General features: G+C 50.1%; 19 protein-coding genes. 14 read left to right on the plus strand and 5 right to left on the minus strand.

Features of this window, described 5'->3' with window-relative positions; genetic code table 11:
* The first annotated feature begins 3 nt into the window (after window positions 1–3).
* Window positions 4–1,395 carry a Re/Si-specific NAD(P)(+) transhydrogenase subunit beta gene (pntB, locus tag AAZR23_RS05125; protein WP_107679175.1) on the plus strand — a complete coding sequence of 464 codons (1,392 nt, stop codon included), beginning with the start codon at window positions 4–6 and terminating at the stop codon, window positions 1,393–1,395.
* Between the two features lie 79 nt (window positions 1,396–1,474).
* A complete protein-coding gene (locus AAZR23_RS05130) occupies window positions 1,475–1,918 on the plus strand; it encodes a hypothetical protein (RefSeq protein ID WP_025153253.1) in 444 nt (147 codons plus the stop codon).
* Between the two features lie 58 nt (window positions 1,919–1,976).
* Here the strand turns inward: AAZR23_RS05130 and uspE are convergent, their stop codons facing one another.
* Both uspE and AAZR23_RS05140 read right to left on the minus strand, forming a co-directional pair.
* Window positions 1,977–2,924, minus strand: a complete 948-nt coding sequence (uspE, locus tag AAZR23_RS05135; protein WP_046892151.1) for a universal stress protein UspE — start codon at window positions 2,922–2,924, stop codon at window positions 1,977–1,979.
* Window positions 2,925–3,067: 143 nt separating this feature from the next.
* On the minus strand, window positions 3,068–3,826 hold the full coding sequence (locus tag AAZR23_RS05140; protein ID WP_004237544.1) for an FNR family transcription factor: 759 nt from the start codon (window positions 3,824–3,826) through the stop codon (window positions 3,068–3,070).
* 495 nt (window positions 3,827–4,321) lie between these two features.
* On the opposite strand from AAZR23_RS05140, the gene AAZR23_RS05145 reads away from it, so the two are divergent.
* From AAZR23_RS05145 to AAZR23_RS05155, 3 genes are all read left to right on the plus strand, one after another.
* Window positions 4,322–5,332, plus strand: coding sequence for an NAD(P)H-quinone oxidoreductase (locus AAZR23_RS05145; protein ID WP_046892150.1), 1,011 nt, complete (start codon window positions 4,322–4,324; stop codon window positions 5,330–5,332).
* 240 nt (window positions 5,333–5,572) lie between these two features.
* Window positions 5,573–6,367 carry a PadR family transcriptional regulator gene (locus AAZR23_RS05150; protein ID WP_166707753.1) on the plus strand — a complete coding sequence of 265 codons (795 nt, stop codon included), beginning with the start codon at window positions 5,573–5,575 and terminating at the stop codon, window positions 6,365–6,367.
* A 1-nt stretch (window position 6,368) separates the two neighbouring features.
* On the plus strand, window positions 6,369–6,533 hold the full coding sequence (locus tag AAZR23_RS05155) for a hypothetical protein (protein ID WP_166707754.1): 165 nt from the start codon (window positions 6,369–6,371) through the stop codon (window positions 6,531–6,533).
* Between the two features lie 37 nt (window positions 6,534–6,570).
* Here the strand turns inward: AAZR23_RS05155 and AAZR23_RS05160 are convergent, their stop codons facing one another.
* Window positions 6,571–7,743 (minus strand): MalY/PatB family protein, encoded by a 1,173-nt coding sequence (locus tag AAZR23_RS05160; protein ID WP_107679106.1) that lies wholly within the window; start codon window positions 7,741–7,743, stop codon window positions 6,571–6,573.
* Between the two features lie 50 nt (window positions 7,744–7,793).
* A complete protein-coding gene (gene malX, locus AAZR23_RS05165; RefSeq protein WP_046892147.1) occupies window positions 7,794–9,410 on the minus strand; it encodes a maltose/glucose-specific PTS transporter subunit IIBC in 1,617 nt (538 codons plus the stop codon).
* Between the two features lie 195 nt (window positions 9,411–9,605).
* On the opposite strand from malX, the gene malI reads away from it, so the two are divergent.
* The 9 genes from malI to AAZR23_RS05210 all read left to right on the plus strand — a co-directional run bounded on the left by malI (window position 9,606) and on the right by AAZR23_RS05210 (window position 18,444).
* Window positions 9,606–10,634 carry a Mal regulon transcriptional regulator MalI gene (malI, locus tag AAZR23_RS05170; protein ID WP_166707756.1) on the plus strand — a complete coding sequence of 343 codons (1,029 nt, stop codon included), beginning with the start codon at window positions 9,606–9,608 and terminating at the stop codon, window positions 10,632–10,634.
* A gap of 5 nt (window positions 10,635–10,639) precedes the next feature.
* A complete protein-coding gene (locus tag AAZR23_RS05175; RefSeq protein WP_434691010.1) occupies window positions 10,640–11,209 on the plus strand; it encodes a hypothetical protein in 570 nt (189 codons plus the stop codon).
* Window positions 11,210–11,360: 151 nt separating this feature from the next.
* Window positions 11,361–12,266, plus strand: coding sequence for an AEC family transporter (locus tag AAZR23_RS05180; protein WP_434691013.1), 906 nt, complete (start codon window positions 11,361–11,363; stop codon window positions 12,264–12,266).
* 17 nt (window positions 12,267–12,283) lie between these two features.
* The gene (locus tag AAZR23_RS05185) at window positions 12,284–12,745 is read left to right on the plus strand and encodes an NUDIX hydrolase (protein WP_434691016.1); all 462 of its coding nucleotides are present in this window, start codon (window positions 12,284–12,286) and stop codon (window positions 12,743–12,745) included.
* Window positions 12,746–12,862: 117 nt separating this feature from the next.
* A complete protein-coding gene (locus tag AAZR23_RS05190) occupies window positions 12,863–14,110 on the plus strand; it encodes an adenosylhomocysteinase (protein ID WP_434691019.1) in 1,248 nt (415 codons plus the stop codon).
* Between the two features lie 124 nt (window positions 14,111–14,234).
* Window positions 14,235–14,891 (plus strand): Crp/Fnr family transcriptional regulator, encoded by a 657-nt coding sequence (locus AAZR23_RS05195; protein ID WP_046892142.1) that lies wholly within the window; start codon window positions 14,235–14,237, stop codon window positions 14,889–14,891.
* A gap of 69 nt (window positions 14,892–14,960) precedes the next feature.
* Entirely contained in the window at window positions 14,961–15,986 is a 1,026-nt protein-coding gene (locus AAZR23_RS05200) for a threonine aldolase family protein (RefSeq protein ID WP_434691022.1), read from the plus strand.
* Between the two features lie 521 nt (window positions 15,987–16,507).
* Window positions 16,508–17,302: an aKG-HExxH-type peptide beta-hydroxylase gene (locus AAZR23_RS05205; RefSeq protein ID WP_434691024.1), complete on the plus strand. Its 795-nt coding sequence runs from the start codon at window positions 16,508–16,510 to the stop codon at window positions 17,300–17,302.
* On the plus strand, window positions 17,302–18,444 hold the full coding sequence (locus AAZR23_RS05210) for an MFS transporter (RefSeq protein ID WP_434691027.1): 1,143 nt from the start codon (window positions 17,302–17,304) through the stop codon (window positions 18,442–18,444). The genes AAZR23_RS05205 and AAZR23_RS05210 overlap by 1 nt, the downstream gene beginning before the upstream one ends.
* On the opposite strand, the gene AAZR23_RS05215 is transcribed toward AAZR23_RS05210, so the two are convergent.
* The gene (locus AAZR23_RS05215) at window positions 18,435–18,770 is read right to left on the minus strand and encodes a DUF4158 domain-containing protein (protein ID WP_434691030.1); all 336 of its coding nucleotides are present in this window, start codon (window positions 18,768–18,770) and stop codon (window positions 18,435–18,437) included. The two genes, AAZR23_RS05210 and AAZR23_RS05215, sit on opposite strands and share 10 nt — an antisense overlap.
* Window positions 18,771–18,797: the final 27 nt, after the last annotated feature.

Here is an 18,797-nt window from a genome sequence, read left to right on the forward strand (position 1 = left end):
AATATGTCAGGCGGAGTCGTTACAGCGGCATATATTGTTGCCGCAATCTTATTTATTTTCAGTCTGGCCGGGTTATCCCGCCATGAAACCTCACAACGGGGTAACCTGCTGGGTATTACCGGTATGGCTATCGCGCTGGTTGCCACTATCTTCGGGCCGTATTCTGCCAATATCGGCTGGATTATTGTTGCCATGGTGATTGGTGCGGTGATTGGTATTCGTCTGGCACGTAAAGTCGAAATGACCGAAATGCCGGAACTGGTTGCTATCCTGCACAGCTTTGTGGGTCTGGCGGCGGTACTGGTCGGTTTCAACAGCTATATGGATCACAACCAGGCACTGACCTCTGCGGTGATGAATAACATTCACCTGACAGAAGTGTTCCTCGGCATCTTTATCGGTGCGGTGACCTTCACCGGTTCTATTGTTGCTTACGGCAAATTATGCGGAAAATTATCCTCAAAACCGCTGATGCTGCCTAACCGCCACAAACTGAATCTGGCGGCACTGGTTGTTTCTTTCCTGCTGTTATGGACCTTTGTCAAAACTGACAACACCGGTTTACAGGTCTTCACGCTGATCCTGATGACGGTGATTGCACTGGCTTTCGGCTGGCACCTCGTGGCGTCTATCGGCGGTGCGGATATGCCGGTTGTGGTTTCTATGCTGAACTCGTATTCCGGCTGGGCAGCGGCGGCGGCGGGCTTTATGCTCAGCAACGACCTGCTGATTGTTACCGGTGCGCTGGTCGGTTCTTCCGGTGCGATCCTGTCTTACATTATGTGTAAGGCGATGAACCGCTCCTTTGTCAGCGTCATTGCCGGTGGTTTCGGTACTGACGGTACTGTTTCATCCGGTGATGAAGAGCAGGGCGAGCACCGTGAAATTAGCGCGGAAGATGTGGCGGAAATGCTGAAAGGCGCAAGTTCTGTCATCATCACCCCGGGGTATGGTATGGCGGTAGCCCAGGCTCAGTATCCGGTTCACGACATCACCCAGAAACTGCGTGACAAAGGGATTGAAGTGCGTTTCGGTATCCATCCGGTTGCCGGCCGTCTGCCGGGGCACATGAACGTCCTGCTGGCTGAAGCAAAAGTACCTTACGATATCGTGCTGGAAATGGACGAAATCAACGATGATTTCAAAGACACTGACGTGGTACTGGTGATTGGCGCGAACGACACCGTTAACCCGGCAGCGCTGGAAGATCCGAACAGCCCGATTGCCGGGATGCCGGTTCTGGAAGTGTGGAAAGCGCAGAACGTGATTGTCTTCAAACGTTCAATGAATACCGGTTATGCCGGGGTTCAGAACCCGCTGTTCTTCAAAGAAAACACCCAGATGCTGTTTGGCGATGCCAAAGCCAGCTGTGACGCCATTCTGCGCGCACTGTAATCCGGGTAAAAAAAGCATAAAATGCACAAGGCGGGTAAATGCGTTACCCGCCTTTTTTTCACTCAGAGGATTCAGATTAATGAAAAAAATGATGGCCGTTTCACTCTTTCTCTTCTCTGCTTCCGCATTAGCCATTCCGAATATCTGGACATCCGGTTTCGGCCAGGGGTTTATTGAGTACGGGATCAGTAATGACACCGGCGTGACCGTTGTTGTTGCCTGTAACGTCGGGGCGGACCCGGAGGATTATGAAAATTCAATCGATCATAGTATTGATATTTCCGCCGGTGATCATGAAGTGGAAGGGCAGATTGAATTTCTGATCGACGACGAAGCGTATTTTGTACCGGACAGCACTAAGAACCGCGCCGGTGCTGCGGCCTGGACCAATCTGACAGAAGCGCTCAGTAAAGCCACGGAGTTTAAGGTTTATTCCGATAATAAAGTAGTCGGCGAATTTAAACCGAATAAGAAGAACGTGAAAAAAGTGCTCGGTGACGGGATGTGTGCGCCACTGTTCTGATTATCGCAGAACGCGCAGAAAATTCCCGCAGAAGCCGTGGCCTCTGCGGGAGACAGGATTAATCATCATCACTGGTATCTATCGGACAAACAAAACCGTCCGGTTTTACGGCCAGCAAATCACACTTCAGATGGTCAATGACATGTTCAGCCGTATTACCGAGGAATGCAGCCGAAATACCGGTCCGGCCGATAATTCCCAATACCACCACCCCGGCATTCAGCTCACCGCACACTTCCGGGATCACTTTCTCCGGTAATCCCTCATAAACATGAGTGTACTCTTCGCCGACGGAGAATTGCTGGCGCAGCTCTTTCATCGCGATAAGATGCTGGCCGCGCAGTGCGTTGTTGTAAGTATTCGGGTCAAAATCCGGTAATTCGATAGCGATATTAATCGGCGCTACCGGATAAGCACTGACCAGATGGATGGCCGGGTCTTTTACAATCCGTTTCGCGAGATCCTGTGTCAGCGAGACCAGTTTGAGATTCAGTGCATCATGGTACGATTCTTCATTGGACAGATTGACACCGACCACAACAGAACCCTGTTCCGGCCAGACTTTATCTTTAACCATCCAGACAGGACACGGACACTTACGCAGAAGCTGCCAGTCCAGCGGGGTGAAAATCAGCGATTCAAACTTATCGTTCTGGTGTGCCATTTTCAGCAGCAAATCATGACCACCGCTGACAACTTCTCTGATAATCGCCTCATAAGGCCGGTTATGCCATACCACTTTCACTTCGATATCGATACCGGCTTCCAGATAGTAACGCGCCTGCTGTTTGATCCACGCGCAACGCTGGGCAATTACCCCTTTACGCATTGCATCCCGTTCTTCGGGGGACAACAGGGTAGTCATATCATATGACAGATCATAGATAGGTAAGAAAGCTTTGATGCGTCCGCCATTGCGTTGCACGATATATACCGCACGCCGTAATGCCGGCTGATCATCCTGATTGGGGTCTATTGCAACTAAGAGGTTCTGATATTCAGACATTCATCTCTCCTCGCGGGGCTGGATACGTATCTATAAAGATAAACCAAACAGGAGCAGGAATGTAGGAAATATTCGCACCAGACCGAAATAAACCGGTCTGATGCGTTTTACGGCAGCCAAAAATGTTGCCGGGAGAGAGATTACTAGTCCTGCGGCAGTGCAGGCACTTTACCGGCCAGTGCAGCCAGCTGTTCCATATCTTCGATGGTGATATATTTGCCTTTTACTGCCAGCATTCCGCTCTTCTGGAAACGACCCAGCAGACGGCTGATGGTTTCAACGGTCAGACCCAGATAGTTACCGATATCACCACGGGTCATCGTCAGGCGGAATTCACGCGGGGAGAAACCGCGCTGGGCAAAACGGCGTGACAGATTATAAATAAAGGCCGCCAGACGCTCTTCCGCATTCTTTTTGGACAGCAGCAGGATCATTTCCTGGTCGCCTTTGATCTCGCCGCTCATCAGGCGCATCATCTGCTGACGCAGGTTCGGCATTTTACCGGACAGGTCATCCAGAGTTTCATACGGAATCTCGCAGACCATGGATGTTTCCAGTGCCTGGGCAAAACTCGGATGCTCGGTATTGATAATGGCATCAAAACCGACCAGGTCGCCGGCAAGATGGAAGCCGGTAATCTGCTCATCACCTTCTTCGGTGATAGTATAGCTTTTGATGGTCCCGGAGCGGATTGCATACAGTGATTTCAGCTCATCTCCGGCTTTAAACAGCGCCTGACCTTTCTGGATAGGCTTTTTGCGCTCGATAATATTGTCGAGCTGATCCAGCTCATGCTCATTCAGCGTGAACGGGATGCAAAGCTGGCTGATGCTGCAATCCTGGCAGTGGATCGCGCAGCCACCTGATTGAATTCTACGTACTACACGTTTTTCCGGGATCATAGGCTTGCTCTTGAAATAATATTGATTTGAATCAATTTTATCACAGACTACCAAAAGTGGTAAGTGGTCTGAGTTTAAATATCGTCATACCGGGCTAAAAACAGGGGCATAATATTGACATATTATGCTTTTTTCGTGATGTCATAATGTGAATTATTTGATTAAACTCTCAATAATCCGGTTTAAAATAACAGAGAGCCTGAACGCAGGTCAATTTTCTGCCATCTGCATGTTAACAGGCAGGTGAAATATGAATAAAGCGTTCTTCCTGCGTTATAAAATAGTGTGATACATTAAAAACAATCACAAATAAATAACGAAAAAACCATTATTCCGCACGGATAAAAAATATAAAAAAGAGAGTGCCGGACATAATACACCGTCATAATCGTGCAGTGCTATCTTTGATACGCTGCATTATGCTGAAACTGTAATGAACCTGATTCGTCATAAAACGACAGGCATTACAAAACCGGGACTGTTTAAGGAAAAGTAATGATGTCATATGCATTACCTGAATCGATGATGGCAATTGATATTACCCGGCCCGGCGGCCCGGAAGTATTACAGGCAATTGAGATGCCGTTGCCGAAGGTACAGGGAGAATACCTGCTGGTTAAAGTGGCCGCCGCCGGTGTCAACCGGCCTGATGTGTTCCAGCGTCAGGGCAGTTATCCGCCGCCTCCGGATGCATCGCCGGTTCCGGGACTGGAAATCGCAGGTGAAGTCGTGGCGGTCGGGGATGAATGCAAACGCCGCCAGGTCGGCGATAAAGTCTGTGCGCTGGTTGCGGGCGGAGGATATGCAGAATATTGTCTGGTCCATGACAGCATCGCACTGCCGCTGGAAAACCTGAGTTACACCGAAGCCGCGGCCATTCCGGAAAACTTCTTCACGGTATGGGCGAATGTCTTCCAGACCGGCAAACTGCAAAGTGAAGAGAGTGTGCTTATCCACGGCGGTACCTCCGGTATCGGCAGTGTGGCGATTATGCTGGCGAAAGCCTTTGGCGCTACGGTATACACCACTGTCGGCACGGCTGAAAAAGCGGAGCTTGCCCGGCAACTGGGGGCAGATCACGTCATTAATTACCGCGAAGACGATTTTGCGCAGGTTATTCCGGAACTGACCGGCGGACAGGGCGTGAACATGGTTGTTGACCTTATCGGTGGTGATTATGTCAGCAAAAACTATGAGGTTGCGGCCAAAGGCGGACGAATTATCCAGATCGGCCTGATGCGCGGTAACCCGCAAAACCTGAATCTGATGCCGCTGATGGTAAAACGTCTGCTGCATACCGGCTCAACACTGCGGGCGCGGACACCGGAAGAGAAAGCCGTCATTGCCCGTGATCTTGCCCATAAAGTCTGGCCGCTGCTGCGGTCGGGAAAAGTCAAACCACTGGTAAACTATACGTTTAACCTTGCAGACGCGGCAAAAGCCCACCAGCTGATGGAATCCGGTGATTTAACCGGAAAAATTGTTCTGATTAATCCGGACTTCTGATTTTTTCTTTTATATCTGCACTGTCAGCCTGTTTCGCACCATTTGCTGATAGTGCAGGTTACTTCCTGCTATACTCTGATAGTGATAATCATTCCCGTTAAAATACAAATCGTGCTGTTTTAGATATATCTAATTTGATCTTTCCATACCGGAGGACTATAGTAGTTCCTGAAGGCAAAACAGATATATCTAAAAACTGATTTTGCTGATTATCACTCTATATCACAAAAGGAATTTACTATGTTTCTTCATGCATTACGCCATCGTGCCTGTGATTCACAGGAAGGGCGTCAGCGTCACGGGGGCCATGGCGGCCGCCACGGGGAACACCACGGGCAGGACGGACACCGTTGCTGCGGCGAGCATCATGGTCACGACGAACGTCGTGCTCACGGTGAACATCGCGGTCATTGCTGTCATGGTGACCACCATGGACACGGCGAACATCACGAACACGGCTGTCACGGTGATCATCATGAGCATCACGGACACGGTTGCCGCGAAGAGCGCGAACACGGTCGTCACCGCGGCCGCGGGAAGGGCCTGCGTCGTCTGCTTGATCACGGTGATCTGCGCATCATGATGCTGGCGAATCTTAACCAGAAACCAAGCCACGGTTACGAATTAATCAAATCCATCGGCCAGCTGACTTCCGGCCTCTATACACCAAGTCCGGGCGTGATTTATCCGACACTGACACTGCTCGAAGACCAGCAGCTGATTGTGGCGGAAAACACCGGGAACGGCCGTAAAAGCTACAGCCTGACACCGGAAGGTAAAATGCATCTGGAAGAGAACACTGATGTTCTGGAACAGATTGCACAACGCTTACAGGAAACCAAATCTTTCCGCCGCGGTTCGCTGTTATCCGATGAAATCGAACAGGCGCTGGGGAATTTACGGGCACTGCTGCGCCATAAACTGGTCACCAGTGAATTGGATGAAACCAAGCTCGGTCAGATCGCCGATATTCTTAATGATGCAGTACGGAAAATAGAAGCGGTCAACGACGCACTCAGCAAAGAAGGGGAATAACATGGCGGAAAACACCACCTCCGGAAAGATCCCGCCGGAAAAACCGGTTCAGGATGAAAAACAGGAAGCGGTGAACACCGGCAGACCCGCAGATAAACCGTGTCCCAGCTTACCGTTTTCCTATTTACGCCGCGCCTTGCGCAACAAGGTCGGCAAACACGAATAACCGGGGCGCAGAGAATGCGCCCGGGTCGTGCAAAAAATCAGCGTGATTTCAGCGCGCGAATTAATTTATCCATGCCTGCGGTGAGTTTATCACGCGGGCATCCGGCATTCAGACGCAAAAATCCGCGTCCTTCTTCCCCGTAGGTATATCCCGGCATGATCGCCACCTTTTCCCGCGTAATCAGGGTATGTTGCAGAGCATCATCATCAATATTCAGCGGGTTCAGATCTATCCACGCCAGATAGGTCGATTCCGGCACCTGCCAGTTCAGTTCCGGCAGTTCCGCATCCAGCCGCTGCTTTATATAGTCCAGATTAGCAAAGAGATAATCACGCAGTTCATCAAGCCACGGTGCGCCGTCACGGTATGCCGCTATATGCGCGATAACCGCCAGAACCGCAGGGGAAGATAGCCCGTCACAGGCTTTCAGCTGATGAAAATAGGCTTCACGGGAGGCGGTATCTGAAATCAGTCCGTAAGCACCGGTCAGTGCCGGAATATTAAAGGATTTGGATGCTGAGGTGAATAACGCCCATTCCCCGCGCCCGGTTTCAGACCACGGCGTGTGCTGATGCGGTGCACGGCACAGATCCATATGAATTTCATCACTGATCACCCGCACATTATGCCGCTCACACAATTCAGCCATGGTGGTCAGCTCATCGCGCGTCCAGACTTTCCCGGTCGGGTTATGCGGGCTGCATAACAGCAGAATCCGCGTCTCCGGCTTCGCAAGCAGGGATTCCAGCACATTCATATCACACCACCAGCCCTCCGCCGTTTTTTGCAGCGGGCAGGGAACCACAGTACGCTGATTGCCGGTAATCGTCTTATAAAACGCATCATAGGCGGGCGTATGTACCACCACTCCGTCACCGGGTTGCGACCACAGGCGGATCATCTGACTGACCATGTAGATGACTGACGGCCCGTACACCAGCGCCTGAGTATCAATCTGCGCCTGAAAACGGGATGAAAACCAGTGTGCGACGGCGCTGAGAAAATCCCGGTGCTGCCAGCGGCTGTAGCCGAACACGCCGTGTGCGGTGCGCTCTGAAATTGCTTTCAGGATCACCGGCGCGGTAACGAAATCCATATCTGAGATGGTAAAAGGCAGTAAATCGGCCTGACCGAAACGATCCTGCACAAAATCCCATTGTGTGCAGTAAGTACCGTGGCGATCAACCGGAACAGAAAAGTGAGAGGACATAGTTTCTCCGGAAAGAAAAACCGCACTGTCAGACAGTGCGGTGTAAGTTATCAGGCGTTTTGCGGTTCCGGCTGAGCGGAATCAGACGCGGATTTCATCAGCTTTTCCAGTTCATCTTTGACAGACTGAACCTGCGGGCCGATAACAACCTGCAAATTATGCTCATTAAGATGGACAACGCCGATTGCCCGCAATGCTTTGAGCTGCGCGTCATCCACTTTGCTCATATCCTGCACGGACATCCGCAGACGGGTGATACAGTTATCCAGTGAAATAATATTCTCTTTCCCGCCCAGCGCGGCCAGAATCGCAGGCACATCGTAGCCGGATTTCCCTGCTGAACTGCCGGTTGCCGGTGCACTTTCTTTGGTATCCGTATCGCGGCCCGGTGTTTTGATGTTAAAGCGGGTAATGGCGAAACGAAAAATCGCATAATAAGAAGCAAACCAGATAAAGGCCACAACCGGCACCATATACCATTTGGTCTGGATGCCGTGGAGGATACCGAAGACCACAAAGTCAATCAGGTTACCGTCGGTATTACCAATGGTGACGCCGGTAACAGCCATCACGGTAAAGCCCAGACCGGTCAGAATCGCGTGGATCAGATACAGGAACGGAGCAACAAACAGGAACAGGAATTCCAGCGGTTCCGTTGTGCCGCCGATAACACAGGCGACTACGCCGGAAATCAGCAATCCCTTAATTTTATGACGATTTTCAGGATGAGCACAGTGATACATGGCTAATGCAGCGCCCGGCAGACCACCGAGGAAGGCCGGCATTTTACCCTGAGACAGGAACTGAGTGGCGCTGGCTGCAAAGCCCTGTGTATCCGGACAGGAAAGCTGCGCCTGGAAGATCGTCAGCGCGCCGTTAACGGTATTACCGCACACTTCCATGGTGCCGCCCGCTTCAGTAAAGCGGATCAGAGCCACCAGAATATGGTGAAGACCAAAAGGCAGTAACAACCGTTCACCGGAGCCGAAAATCATCGGCCCGAAAGCTCCGGCACTCTGAATCAGTTTACCTAATCCGTTAATACCCATCGCAAACCACGGCCAGATCAGCGGAACCAGCAGGCCGCACAGACCAAGCACCAGGGTGGTGATAATCGGCACAAAACGTGTCCCGCCAAAGAACGCCAGTGCATCCGGCAGGCGGATGGTATTAAAACGTTCATGCAGCATATAAACAATAATACCGACGATAACCGCACCGAGAATACCGCTGTCGATAGACTGAATACCCAGCACGTCACGGATGTTATGAGCCTTCAGAATCGCCGGATCGGTAGTTGGTAAAATATCAGCGGCAGTGAGATAAAAGTTAGTCGCGAGGTTAAACACCGCAAAGCCGACAAATCCGGCGAAAGCGGCCACACCTTTGTTTTCACGCGCCAGCCCCAGCGGAATGGCGATAGCAAACATCACCGGCAGAAAACTGAAGGCAAATGAACCGATTTTGCTCATCCAGGTGAACAGTAACTGGAAAGCGGTGTGATCGAGAAACGGCAGCAGTGTCAGTACATCGCGGCTGCTGAGTGAACTGCCGATGCCGAGGATGATCCCGCAGAACGAGAGCAGCGCGACAGGCAGCATAAAGGTTTTGCCCAGTCCCTGGAAAAACTCCCAGAGCGTGACTTTTTGTTTTGGTTGGCTACTCATACGGTATCCTGTAAATGTCAGTGTGGTGTTGTGAAGGTAAAATAAGATAAAACGTTTTACCAAATTATAATAGTTGCCCGATCACAAAAAATAAACATGACACAGCAACCATATTTCAGAAATAGATAAAACGTTTTATCGGATTTTGTGTAAAATTCGGTGCAGTATCCTGAGCGTAAGGAAGTATCCGGCGTTATGAATCTCAGAAAAGTCACGATAGTTGATGTGGCGCAGCAGGCAGGTGTCTCCGTCACCACGGTGTCACTGGTACTCAGCGGAAAAGGACGGATTTCGCGGAAAACCGCGGATAAAGTCAATGCGGCAATTGAAGAACTGGGGTATGTCCGCAACCAGCAGGCCGCCACATTGCGGGATAACATCTCCAATGTGATTGGTTTGATTGTTAAAGATATTACGGAGCCGTTTTATGCGGAGGTCGCCGCCGGGGTCAGCGAATATGCGGAAACGCAGGGCAAACAGGTCTTTCTGACCCAGAGCGGCAATTCCGCTGCCGGATTTGCCCGTTCGCTGGACAGCCTGATCCGCTACGGCGTGGATGGTGTTGTTGCCGGCGGCGGTAAATTTCTCACCAATGAGGTGGTTGAGCGGGTAAATCATTATCAGATCCCGATGGTATGTGCCGCCCGGGCCAGTGAATTCTCCGGTATCGATGTTGTCCGCCCGGATAACGCCTCTGCGGCCAGGATGGCGACCGAGTATCTGATCAAAAACGGCCACCGGCAGATTGCCTATTTCGGCGGTGAAAGCGATTCACTCACCCGCGCCGAGCGGGTCGGCGGCTACTGCTCTACACTCGTGCAGTACGGGTTGCCGTTCCGCCCGGAATGGATTGTGGAAACAGACAACAAACAGCAGAATATTATCCGCAGTGTTTCCGGATTTATGTATCAGTACCCCAAAGTCAGTGCGATAGTCTGTCACAACACCGGTACGGCGCTCGGGGCATATTTTGCCGCACTGAGTACCGGTAACACCGTCAGGCAGGGGGATAACGAAAGTTATTTTACGCAGGAAATCGCCCTCGTGGGATTTGATGATATCGGCAGTGAAGCCCTGTATGACATCCCCGTTGCCTTTATCACCCAGCCGTCGCGGGATGTCGGACGCAGTGCCGCAACCCGCCTTCTGCGGCGGATCGGCGGGGATAATTCACCACCTGCCAGCGTGACACTGTCACCCGGATTTACTCAGCTTAACGGATAATGACCATGCACAAGACGCTTTCCGGACTGCTGTTCCTGACGCTGCCGGCGTTTTCTGCACCGGCGGACGATTTGCAGTTGCTGCCGGTTCAGGATCGCAGCCAATTATTTTCAGATGCAGGTGAGCGTACCGGCATTGCCCGTAAAACCCGCGAAGTGCTTGCCCGGCCTGCGGTCCCCGGTGAAATTGTCGTGACCATTATCCGCGGTGAAGGTGAAGAAACCCGCTCAAAACCGGCTGAAGCCGGGGATTGGGTGGTGCAGAATATCTGCGAAGCCACCGGTAATGAAGAAATTCTGGTGAAAAAAACGGCATTTACCCGTCGCTACGGCAGCGCGCTGACACTGCCTGACAACGAAAACCGGCAGCGCTTCCGGCCTCAGGGAGAGCCGATGGATTATCTGGTCATCACACAGGAAGAACCGTTTGTGATTATTGCGCCGTGGGGCGAAAAACAGCGGGTGATGAAAGGTGATGTGCTGCTCCGCTCCCGCCATGATCCGCAGGACAGTTACCGTATCCAGAAAGCCGCATTCAACTGCACCTATCAGGTAATCACCCCCGCCGGGGATTAACATATAACCCCGGTAAAACGTAGCGCGTTTTATGCGCTGCGGCAGGTAAAATGTAAAAACGCGATCAGCAATGCAAATCCGGCACTGCTGCTCGCGTAACCCGTTGTTCCTGTTATGATGCGACAATTACTTTCCTGCCGGATCTCTGCTGATGTTCGCAATTCTGATGACATTATGGCCGTTGTTTGCGCTGATTCTGCTCGGCTGTATTCTGAAGCGGAGGCCGGTTTTTGATGCCGGATTCTGGAACGGCGCGGAAAAGCTGAATTACTATATTTTATTTCCGGCGCTGCTGATCAACAGCCTCGCGGTTGCGCCGCTGGATAACCCGCAACTGCCGAAACTGGCTGCCGCACTGGTCATTATGCTCGGTCTGGCCACTGCCGCCTTTGCTGTCGTCAGGCGTTTTCGCGGAATACCAACGGCAGAATTCGGTGTTCTGCTTCAGGGCGCGATCCGCTTTAATACCTATCTCGGGTTATCCATCGTTAACGATTTTTATGGTCCGCCCGGAATGGCCGTGGCGGCGGTGATCCTCGCGGTGCTGGTTCCGCTGTGTAATATCATTTCAGTGGTCGCGTTATCTGAATTTAAGCAGTTATCACTGCGCCGGCTGCTGTTACCGGTTCTGACAAACCCGCTGATTATTTCCTGTATTATCGGGATGCTGCTGAATGTCAGCGGCATTGGTCTGCCGTATAACACAGGGCAGCTTGCCAGACTGCTGGCCGGTGCCAGCCTGCCGCTGGGACTGTTGTGCGTCGGGGCGGCATTGCAGGTTGCCACTATCCGCTATTCCGCACTGAAAATCAGCCTGAACAGCGTAGTCCGCCTGTGTATTATGCCGTTACTGGCAATTGCTGTGGCCGCAGTGACCGGATTAACCCAACTTGAATATCAGCTGTTTGTGATCTTTTTTGCCATTCCGACGGCACCGACCGCCTATATTTTATCGCGCCAGCTCGGCGGTGACAGTCAGCTGATGGCGGGAATTATCACGTTTCAGACCATGGTTGCCGTACTGACGCTTCCGGTGGTTCTGACTATGATCACCTGAATAACCTGAGAAACATTATGCCTTCTGTTATCAAACATTTTACCGCCTCCGGCCTGGTGAGTGACAGCCGCGGACGTTTTTTACTCCATTTTCACCCGAAACTGGGGATCTGGCTGCCGCCCGGCGGGCATATTGAAGAAAATGAAGAACCGCAGGACGCCGTATTGCGTGAAATTCGTGAAGAAACCGGGCTGGAATGCCGGATTATCAGCCGGGATACTCAGGCGCAGAAATTTATCACACCACTGCCGGAAACCGGTGTGCTGCCACTGCCGATGGCGATTCTGAAAGAATTTATCCCGGATAAAAAAACCGGGGAGCACTGGCATATTGATATGGTGTACTGGTGCCGCCCGCTGGATGAAGCTGCAACGCCGTATCCTGAATTTCAGTGGATGACACCGGACGAAATCCTGAAAACGGACAATGTCCCTCAGGATATCTGCGGACTGATTGCTATGGTGCAGGCACGCCGCTGATCACGGTATTTATACGGGGATCTTTTTTTGCGAATTCAGGGCAAATGCCCTGGAGACCCCCGGAACCTCCGGTTACTGTGGCTTATCCCGTTATAAAAGACGTATGCAGGAGTTGCCATGGTCACCAGTATTTATAAAGATCTCTCATCAGCACCGCAGGGCGAGCAAAAAATTGCCTGGGTTCGCGCTCATATGCCGCTGTTACGCGCACTGGAACAGCGTTTTACCAAAGAACAGCCGTTTGCCGGAAAACGTATCGCGCTCTCTATCCACCTGGAAGCGAAAACCGCCTATCTGGCACGCGTTCTCGCCGCAGGCGGCGCTGAGGTATCTGTCACCGGCAGCAACCCGATGTCGACCAAAGATGATATTGTCGCGGCACTGGTTGTCAGCGGAATCCATACATTTGCCATCCACGGCGCGGATGCGGAAGCGTACCGCAACTTTGTAAAGCAGACACTGGCCTGCGAACCGCACATTGTTATTGATGACGGTGGTGATCTGGTGCATGAACTGCATAGCCTGTATCCGGAATATGCAAAACACACGATCGGTGCCTGTGAAGAGACCACCACCGGTGTTCTGCGTGCGGTTGCCCGCGAAAAAAACGGCGCACTGAATTTCCCGGTTTTATCGATTAACGGCGCACAGTCCAAACACCTGTTTGATAACCGCTACGGTACCGGACAATCCACGTTTGACGGCATTATGCGCACCACCAACCTGGTTATTGCCGGGAAAACCGTGGTCGTCGCCGGTTATGGCTGGTGCGGCAAAGGCTGTGCTATGCGGGCGAAAGGGCTGGGCGCGGAAGTGATTGTTACAGAAGTGGATCCGATAAAAGCCCTCGAAGCAAAAATGGACGGTTTCGCGGTAATGACCATGTCTGCGGCAGCGCCGCTGGGTGATATCTTTATCACTGCAACCGGCTGCTGTGACGTGCTGACATCAGAGCATTTCAGCCTGATGAAAGAGGGTGCCATCATCAGCAATACCGGACACTTTGAGGACGAAATCAAGCTGACCGATCTTCAGCAGTTAAGTGACAATGTCACAATTGCCCGCGAGAATATCGAAGGTTATACCCTGAAAAATGGCCGCACACTCTATCTGTTAGGCCGTGGTGCGCTGGTCAATATCGCCTGTGCGGACGGGCATCCGGCAGAAATTATGGATATGAGTTTTGCCCTCCAGGCACTCAGCGCCGAGTATCTGCTCAGCCATGACCTGGAAGCAAAAGTGTACGACGTCAGTGATGAAATTGACCGCGAGGTCGCCGCATTGAAATTACAGGACATGGGCGTTTCACGCGATAATCTGACCACAAAACAGCAGCAATATCTGAACGGTTACGAACTGAAGTAATCCGGCTTACGGGCTGCCGGTCAGCCGCAGCCCGTAAAACCAGTGCTAAACTATCTGTTCAAACCCGTTGTTAACCATGCTAACGTTTATCCACTGATTATTCCGTTCTGACAAATACCCGTACATGCAAAATACTACCCCGTTTCGTGAATTATGGCTGAAATTCAGCGAAGAAGAGCTTCTGCCCGAGGCAGACGGCCTGTTCCGTGATGCCCCGGAGGTTGTCAGAAACAGTGTAACCACATTGCATATTTATAACGGACAAAACCTGATTTGCCAGGGTGATCCGGCTCAGGCGGTTTATATCATTCTGGACGGCGAGTTTATTGTTAATAAGCAGGCGGAAAATGGTAAACAGGTCGGGCTGACATTCTGTTACCGTGGCGAATTTCTCGGGGAAATGGAAGCGATTTGTCAGCAGGCATACCGTTATGACGTGATAGCGTTATCAGACTGCCGTGTACTGCGGATGCCGGCAACCGTATTTCTGACCTGGCTGTCGCAGGATCACCGGTTATCCCTGCTGCTTAACCGCCAGCTGGCAAAACGCTGTCTTATCAATGGTGAGCAACGGCTGATGAATGCCGTTGATTCCATCGAAAACAATCTGCTCTATATGCTGACACAAATCAGCGGTCATCAGATCCATCTTCCCCGCGACATGCTGGCCAGCATTCTCGGCACCTCCCGGCGTCATACGGATAAAGTTTTGCTGCGTCTGAAAACACAGGGGAAAATTACTCTCAGTGAAGGTGTGATCGGGCTGGTAAATCCGGATTGATCTGCGGTTCGTGCCATTGTGCGCCGGTAAGTATCAGCATAGTATTACTGCACACTATCGGAGGAGCATATGTACCGTTTTCAGAATGATTATAATGAAGTTGCACATCCGGCTGTTTTAAAAGCCATTACTGACACAGCAGGCCACCGCCATAATGGTTACGGCACAGATGACTTATGTGGTGCCGCCGCCACGCTGATTAAGCAGCGGATTGGTCAGCCACAGGCAGATATCCATTTCTTTAACGGCGGGACTATTACCAACCTGACGGCCATTTCTCACTTTCTGCGTCCGCATCAGGCAGTGATTTCAGTCAGTACCGGTCATATTGCCACGCATGAAACCGGTGCAATCGAAGCCACCGGCCATAAAGTCATCACTGTATTTTCTCCGGACGGAAAACTGACACCCGATCATCTTAAACCGGTCATTGCCGAACATAATGATGAACACTGGGTTCAGCCGAAGCTGGTTTATATCACCAATTCCACCGAAATCGGTACGGTATACCGCAAAGCAGAGATACAGGCATTACGTCGTTTCTGTGATGAACATGGCTTATGGCTCTATCTCGATGGTGCACGTCTGGCATCAGGACTGATGTCCGCACAAAGTGACCTGACGATTGAAGATATCGCGGCGCTGACAGACGCGTTCTATATCGGCGGTACCAAAATCGGCGCGATTGCGGCAGAAGCTCTGGTGATCCGTAATCCGGCGCTGAAAGCGGATTTCCGTTTCAGTATAAAACAAAAGGGCGGTTTACAGGCAAAAGGCTGGCTGCTGGGCGCACAGTTTCAGGCGCTGTTTACGGATGACCTCTATTTCGCACTGGGCAAACATCTTAACAGTATGGCAGGCCAACTGGCCGGATTCTTTACGGAGCAGGGCTTTACGTTCCTCGCCCCGCCGGAATCCAACCAGGTCTTTGTTATTCTGCCGTCAGTACTGGCAGAAAAGCTGAAAAAACAGTTTGTTTTCCATGAAACGTTACTGCAGGAGCCGGAAAAATCCTGTCTGCGTCTGTGTACCTCGTGGGCAACCACACAGCATGATATTGATGATTTTAAACAGACATTCTTGTCATTGATCTGAATGGCGGGATAATTTCGGTACTGATAAAACCACGCGGTGAAAACACAGCGTGGTTTTTTTATATCTCATATAATGGATATTATTTATTCCATAATTATTTTCGCTTTTTTCCGTGATATTGATTCAGAAAAATAACACTAATTAAAAAAAGTGTTTTTAAATCCCTATTTTTATTCTAGGGTTTAAAGGCAATCTGAGTGCACAGTACATTTTTATATAACCCGTTATTTATAAGGAATGAAAACAATGAAAAAATTAGATAAAAGCAAATTATTGAAAATAAAATCACCATTATCAGGATGGTCATTCAGTAAATAAAAATGCAATTAACTAATTGATAAACCATGCCTGTCAGTCCGGGTGTGGTTTATCCATCTGACGGACTCTATTATATGATCAATCTGACTTTCCCTGACTATTCTCATCAGGATGCCTATCAATATTTTTCTGATGAAATATATAAGTCACTTAATTATTTGTTATCGTATTATAATTTACCTGAGGTAAATAAAGATGTTCCGTTGTCGTGGCAAAACTGTGCTATTCATTATATTGCCGGTAAATATGCCACGGATGATGAACATGCGAATGCTGTCAATTATCTTAACCAGTTGCTGAGAACGAAAACACCATTGCCGCTGGTTATTTCGCCACTGACATCTGCCGGTAATTCACCGGCAAAACAGATGATACTGAAAATTATCCGTGATGATAAACAGCTTGGCTTCGGGTACTGTGATGACCAGGTACTGGCAACAGCGGAAACAGAGAAAATAACACAGGCATTGTCCGTTATTCATCGCTGTGCGCCGGAAACCGCAAATGAAATTAACCGGTTTATTCACCAGATATACCTGACACAGGAAAGTACGGACAACACCCGCTTTATGCGCTCCGGTACTAATTTTTATATGTGGGGGATGATGTTTGCTTATGTCCACCCGTCACATTCCGTCGCTTATTATATTGATATCCTGGCTCATGAGTGCGGCCATACTGCACTGAATATCCTCAATGCGGATGATCCTCTGGTGCTTAACCGGGTTGATGAGGTATTTGCGGCGCCACTGCGTGATGATGACCGTCCGATGATCGGTATTTTTCATGCACTGTTCGTTTTATCCCGGATCTGCTATGTATTTTCTGAAATTATCCGCAACAGCGACGATACCCCGGAACCGGAATATTATGACAGACTGAGCAGTAATCTTGAGAAACTCCGGGATACCGCGGACATTGTCAGACAACATGCCATACTGACTGAAACCGGAAAACAGATTTTTACTGCCATCTGTCAGCGCTGGAATCTCCGCTGATGCTTATTTACCGGGCGATTTTTGAACGGAAAAGCAGGGCGATTAATATCTGCTTTTTCTTTAATGCGCTGGGTTCCGGGCTGCTGATGCCGCTGACGCTACTCTATTTTGCGGGGAAAACACTCAGTGAAAAAGAGATTCTGTATCTCGGCACGATAAAATTCTGGTCATTCTCATTAGCGTATTTTTTTATTATTCCGCTGATCAGCCGGTTTGACAGCAAAAAAACCATTATCTTTTCACTGTTGTTTAAACTGCTTTCGCTGTCATTTCTTTTTACCGGACAAACATTTTACATCTGTGGTGTGGTGATGCTGGCAAATGGCATCGCCACCTCCGTATTTTCTGTGGCGGCAAAGTACTATATTAAAGCCACCTCTCAAAATATCAGTGAGAGTTTTTCGGTGCGAATGACACTGAATAATACCGGTGCAGCTATTGCCCCGGTTCTTATTACGCTGTTTGTCTTTTTTTCACTGCCTTTTGCTTATGCATTACTTATCCTGACCGGGATTTTTACGTGCGGTATTGTGTTCTCTGCCGGGCTGCACTCTTGCCCCGGTAAACCGGAAAGCCATTTTTATTACTTTCATTTTTTTGATCTCGCCGGCAGGGATACCGTTCTGATTTCTGTGATCAGCATTATTTTTGCTATGTTGTATTACAGTTTTGAGGTGATTGTGCCACTGGAATTGATCCAATCCGGGAATGAGCATCTGATTGGGCCGGTTTTGCTGTTTAACACACTGGTTATTATTGCCGGACAGCTTCCGGTATACCGTTACTTCACTGAAACCCGGGGCATTATTACCTCCCTGATGATTGCGACAGGGCTATGTATTCTTCTGTTTGTTCCGTGGTTCTCCGGTATTGCAGAACTTCCCGGTCTGTTACTGATTGTGCTTGGCGTAACACTGCTGGAAATGTTTTACGGGGCGGGTATCGATACCCTGATTACATCGGCGGATTCCCCCCGGAAAATCGCTGTACTTGACGGGATCTCCGGTATTTCACTGGCGATCGGTGCCGCAATGACAGCGGCAGTTTACAGTGATTCAGTACTGTTTTTACCGCTGGTTATTACTTTGTATCTGCTTGTTGCCGGTATACTTGCATCACAAAAAAGAAAAGGTTACCTGTGAGTTCTTAGCGGAATACCTATTGCTGATACCCGACGGATGCCATGGAAGTTAAGGATCTCTCTGCGATGCCGGGCCCCGGTTCGCCCTGACCACTCATAATCATGAATCTCGGAAACATCCGCCTCCAGCTGATCGGCTAAATAATGGAGTGGTGTTTCCGGGATCTCATTAATTGTCGAAGGAAAACGTCCTGTGTTCTGATAAAACTTAAGCTGAACAGCAAATGGCAGGTGGTTTCTGGCGGGCTTGGTTTTTAGCAGTCGGGTTTCGTCAAACCTCAGACTCCAGTGTTCAGTCAGTTCATCAATATCCCAGATCCGTTTCATTTTTCAACTTAGCTCCTTTGGTGATTA

It is taken from the genome of Morganella sp. Je.2.23, from assembly GCF_051129855.1.
GTDB lineage: Bacteria > Pseudomonadota > Gammaproteobacteria > Enterobacterales > Enterobacteriaceae > Morganella > Morganella sibonii.

What these genes read in the sequence shown, in the direction of transcription:
- AAZR23_RS05200 (WP_434691022.1), top strand. Translation starts at nt 14,961, where the DNA reads ATGTACCGTTTTCAGAATGATTATAATGAAGTTGCACATCCGGCTGTT.
- AAZR23_RS05185 (WP_434691016.1), top strand. Translation starts at nt 12,284, where the DNA reads ATGCCTTCTGTTATCAAACATTTTACCGCCTCCGGCCTGGTGAGTGAC.
- AAZR23_RS05215 (WP_434691030.1), bottom strand. Translation starts at nt 18,770, where the DNA reads ATGAAACGGATCTGGGATATTGATGAACTGACTGAACACTGGAGTCTG.
- AAZR23_RS05130 (WP_025153253.1), top strand. Translation starts at nt 1,475, where the DNA reads ATGAAAAAAATGATGGCCGTTTCACTCTTTCTCTTCTCTGCTTCCGCA.
- AAZR23_RS05175 (WP_434691010.1), top strand. Translation starts at nt 10,640, where the DNA reads ATGCACAAGACGCTTTCCGGACTGCTGTTCCTGACGCTGCCGGCGTTT.
- AAZR23_RS05150 (WP_166707753.1), top strand. Translation starts at nt 5,573, where the DNA reads ATGTTTCTTCATGCATTACGCCATCGTGCCTGTGATTCACAGGAAGGG.
- malX (WP_046892147.1), bottom strand. Translation starts at nt 9,410, where the DNA reads ATGAGTAGCCAACCAAAACAAAAAGTCACGCTCTGGGAGTTTTTCCAG.
- malI (WP_166707756.1), top strand. Translation starts at nt 9,606, where the DNA reads ATGAATCTCAGAAAAGTCACGATAGTTGATGTGGCGCAGCAGGCAGGT.
- AAZR23_RS05155 (WP_166707754.1), top strand. Translation starts at nt 6,369, where the DNA reads ATGGCGGAAAACACCACCTCCGGAAAGATCCCGCCGGAAAAACCGGTT.
- AAZR23_RS05195 (WP_046892142.1), top strand. Translation starts at nt 14,235, where the DNA reads ATGCAAAATACTACCCCGTTTCGTGAATTATGGCTGAAATTCAGCGAA.
- AAZR23_RS05140 (WP_004237544.1), bottom strand. Translation starts at nt 3,826, where the DNA reads ATGATCCCGGAAAAACGTGTAGTACGTAGAATTCAATCAGGTGGCTGC.
- AAZR23_RS05180 (WP_434691013.1), top strand. Translation starts at nt 11,361, where the DNA reads ATGTTCGCAATTCTGATGACATTATGGCCGTTGTTTGCGCTGATTCTG.
- AAZR23_RS05210 (WP_434691027.1), top strand. Translation starts at nt 17,302, where the DNA reads ATGCTTATTTACCGGGCGATTTTTGAACGGAAAAGCAGGGCGATTAAT.
- AAZR23_RS05160 (WP_107679106.1), bottom strand. Translation starts at nt 7,743, where the DNA reads ATGTCCTCTCACTTTTCTGTTCCGGTTGATCGCCACGGTACTTACTGC.
- AAZR23_RS05190 (WP_434691019.1), top strand. Translation starts at nt 12,863, where the DNA reads ATGGTCACCAGTATTTATAAAGATCTCTCATCAGCACCGCAGGGCGAG.
- pntB (WP_107679175.1), top strand. Translation starts at nt 4, where the DNA reads ATGTCAGGCGGAGTCGTTACAGCGGCATATATTGTTGCCGCAATCTTA.
- AAZR23_RS05145 (WP_046892150.1), top strand. Translation starts at nt 4,322, where the DNA reads ATGATGTCATATGCATTACCTGAATCGATGATGGCAATTGATATTACC.
- uspE (WP_046892151.1), bottom strand. Translation starts at nt 2,924, where the DNA reads ATGTCTGAATATCAGAACCTCTTAGTTGCAATAGACCCCAATCAGGAT.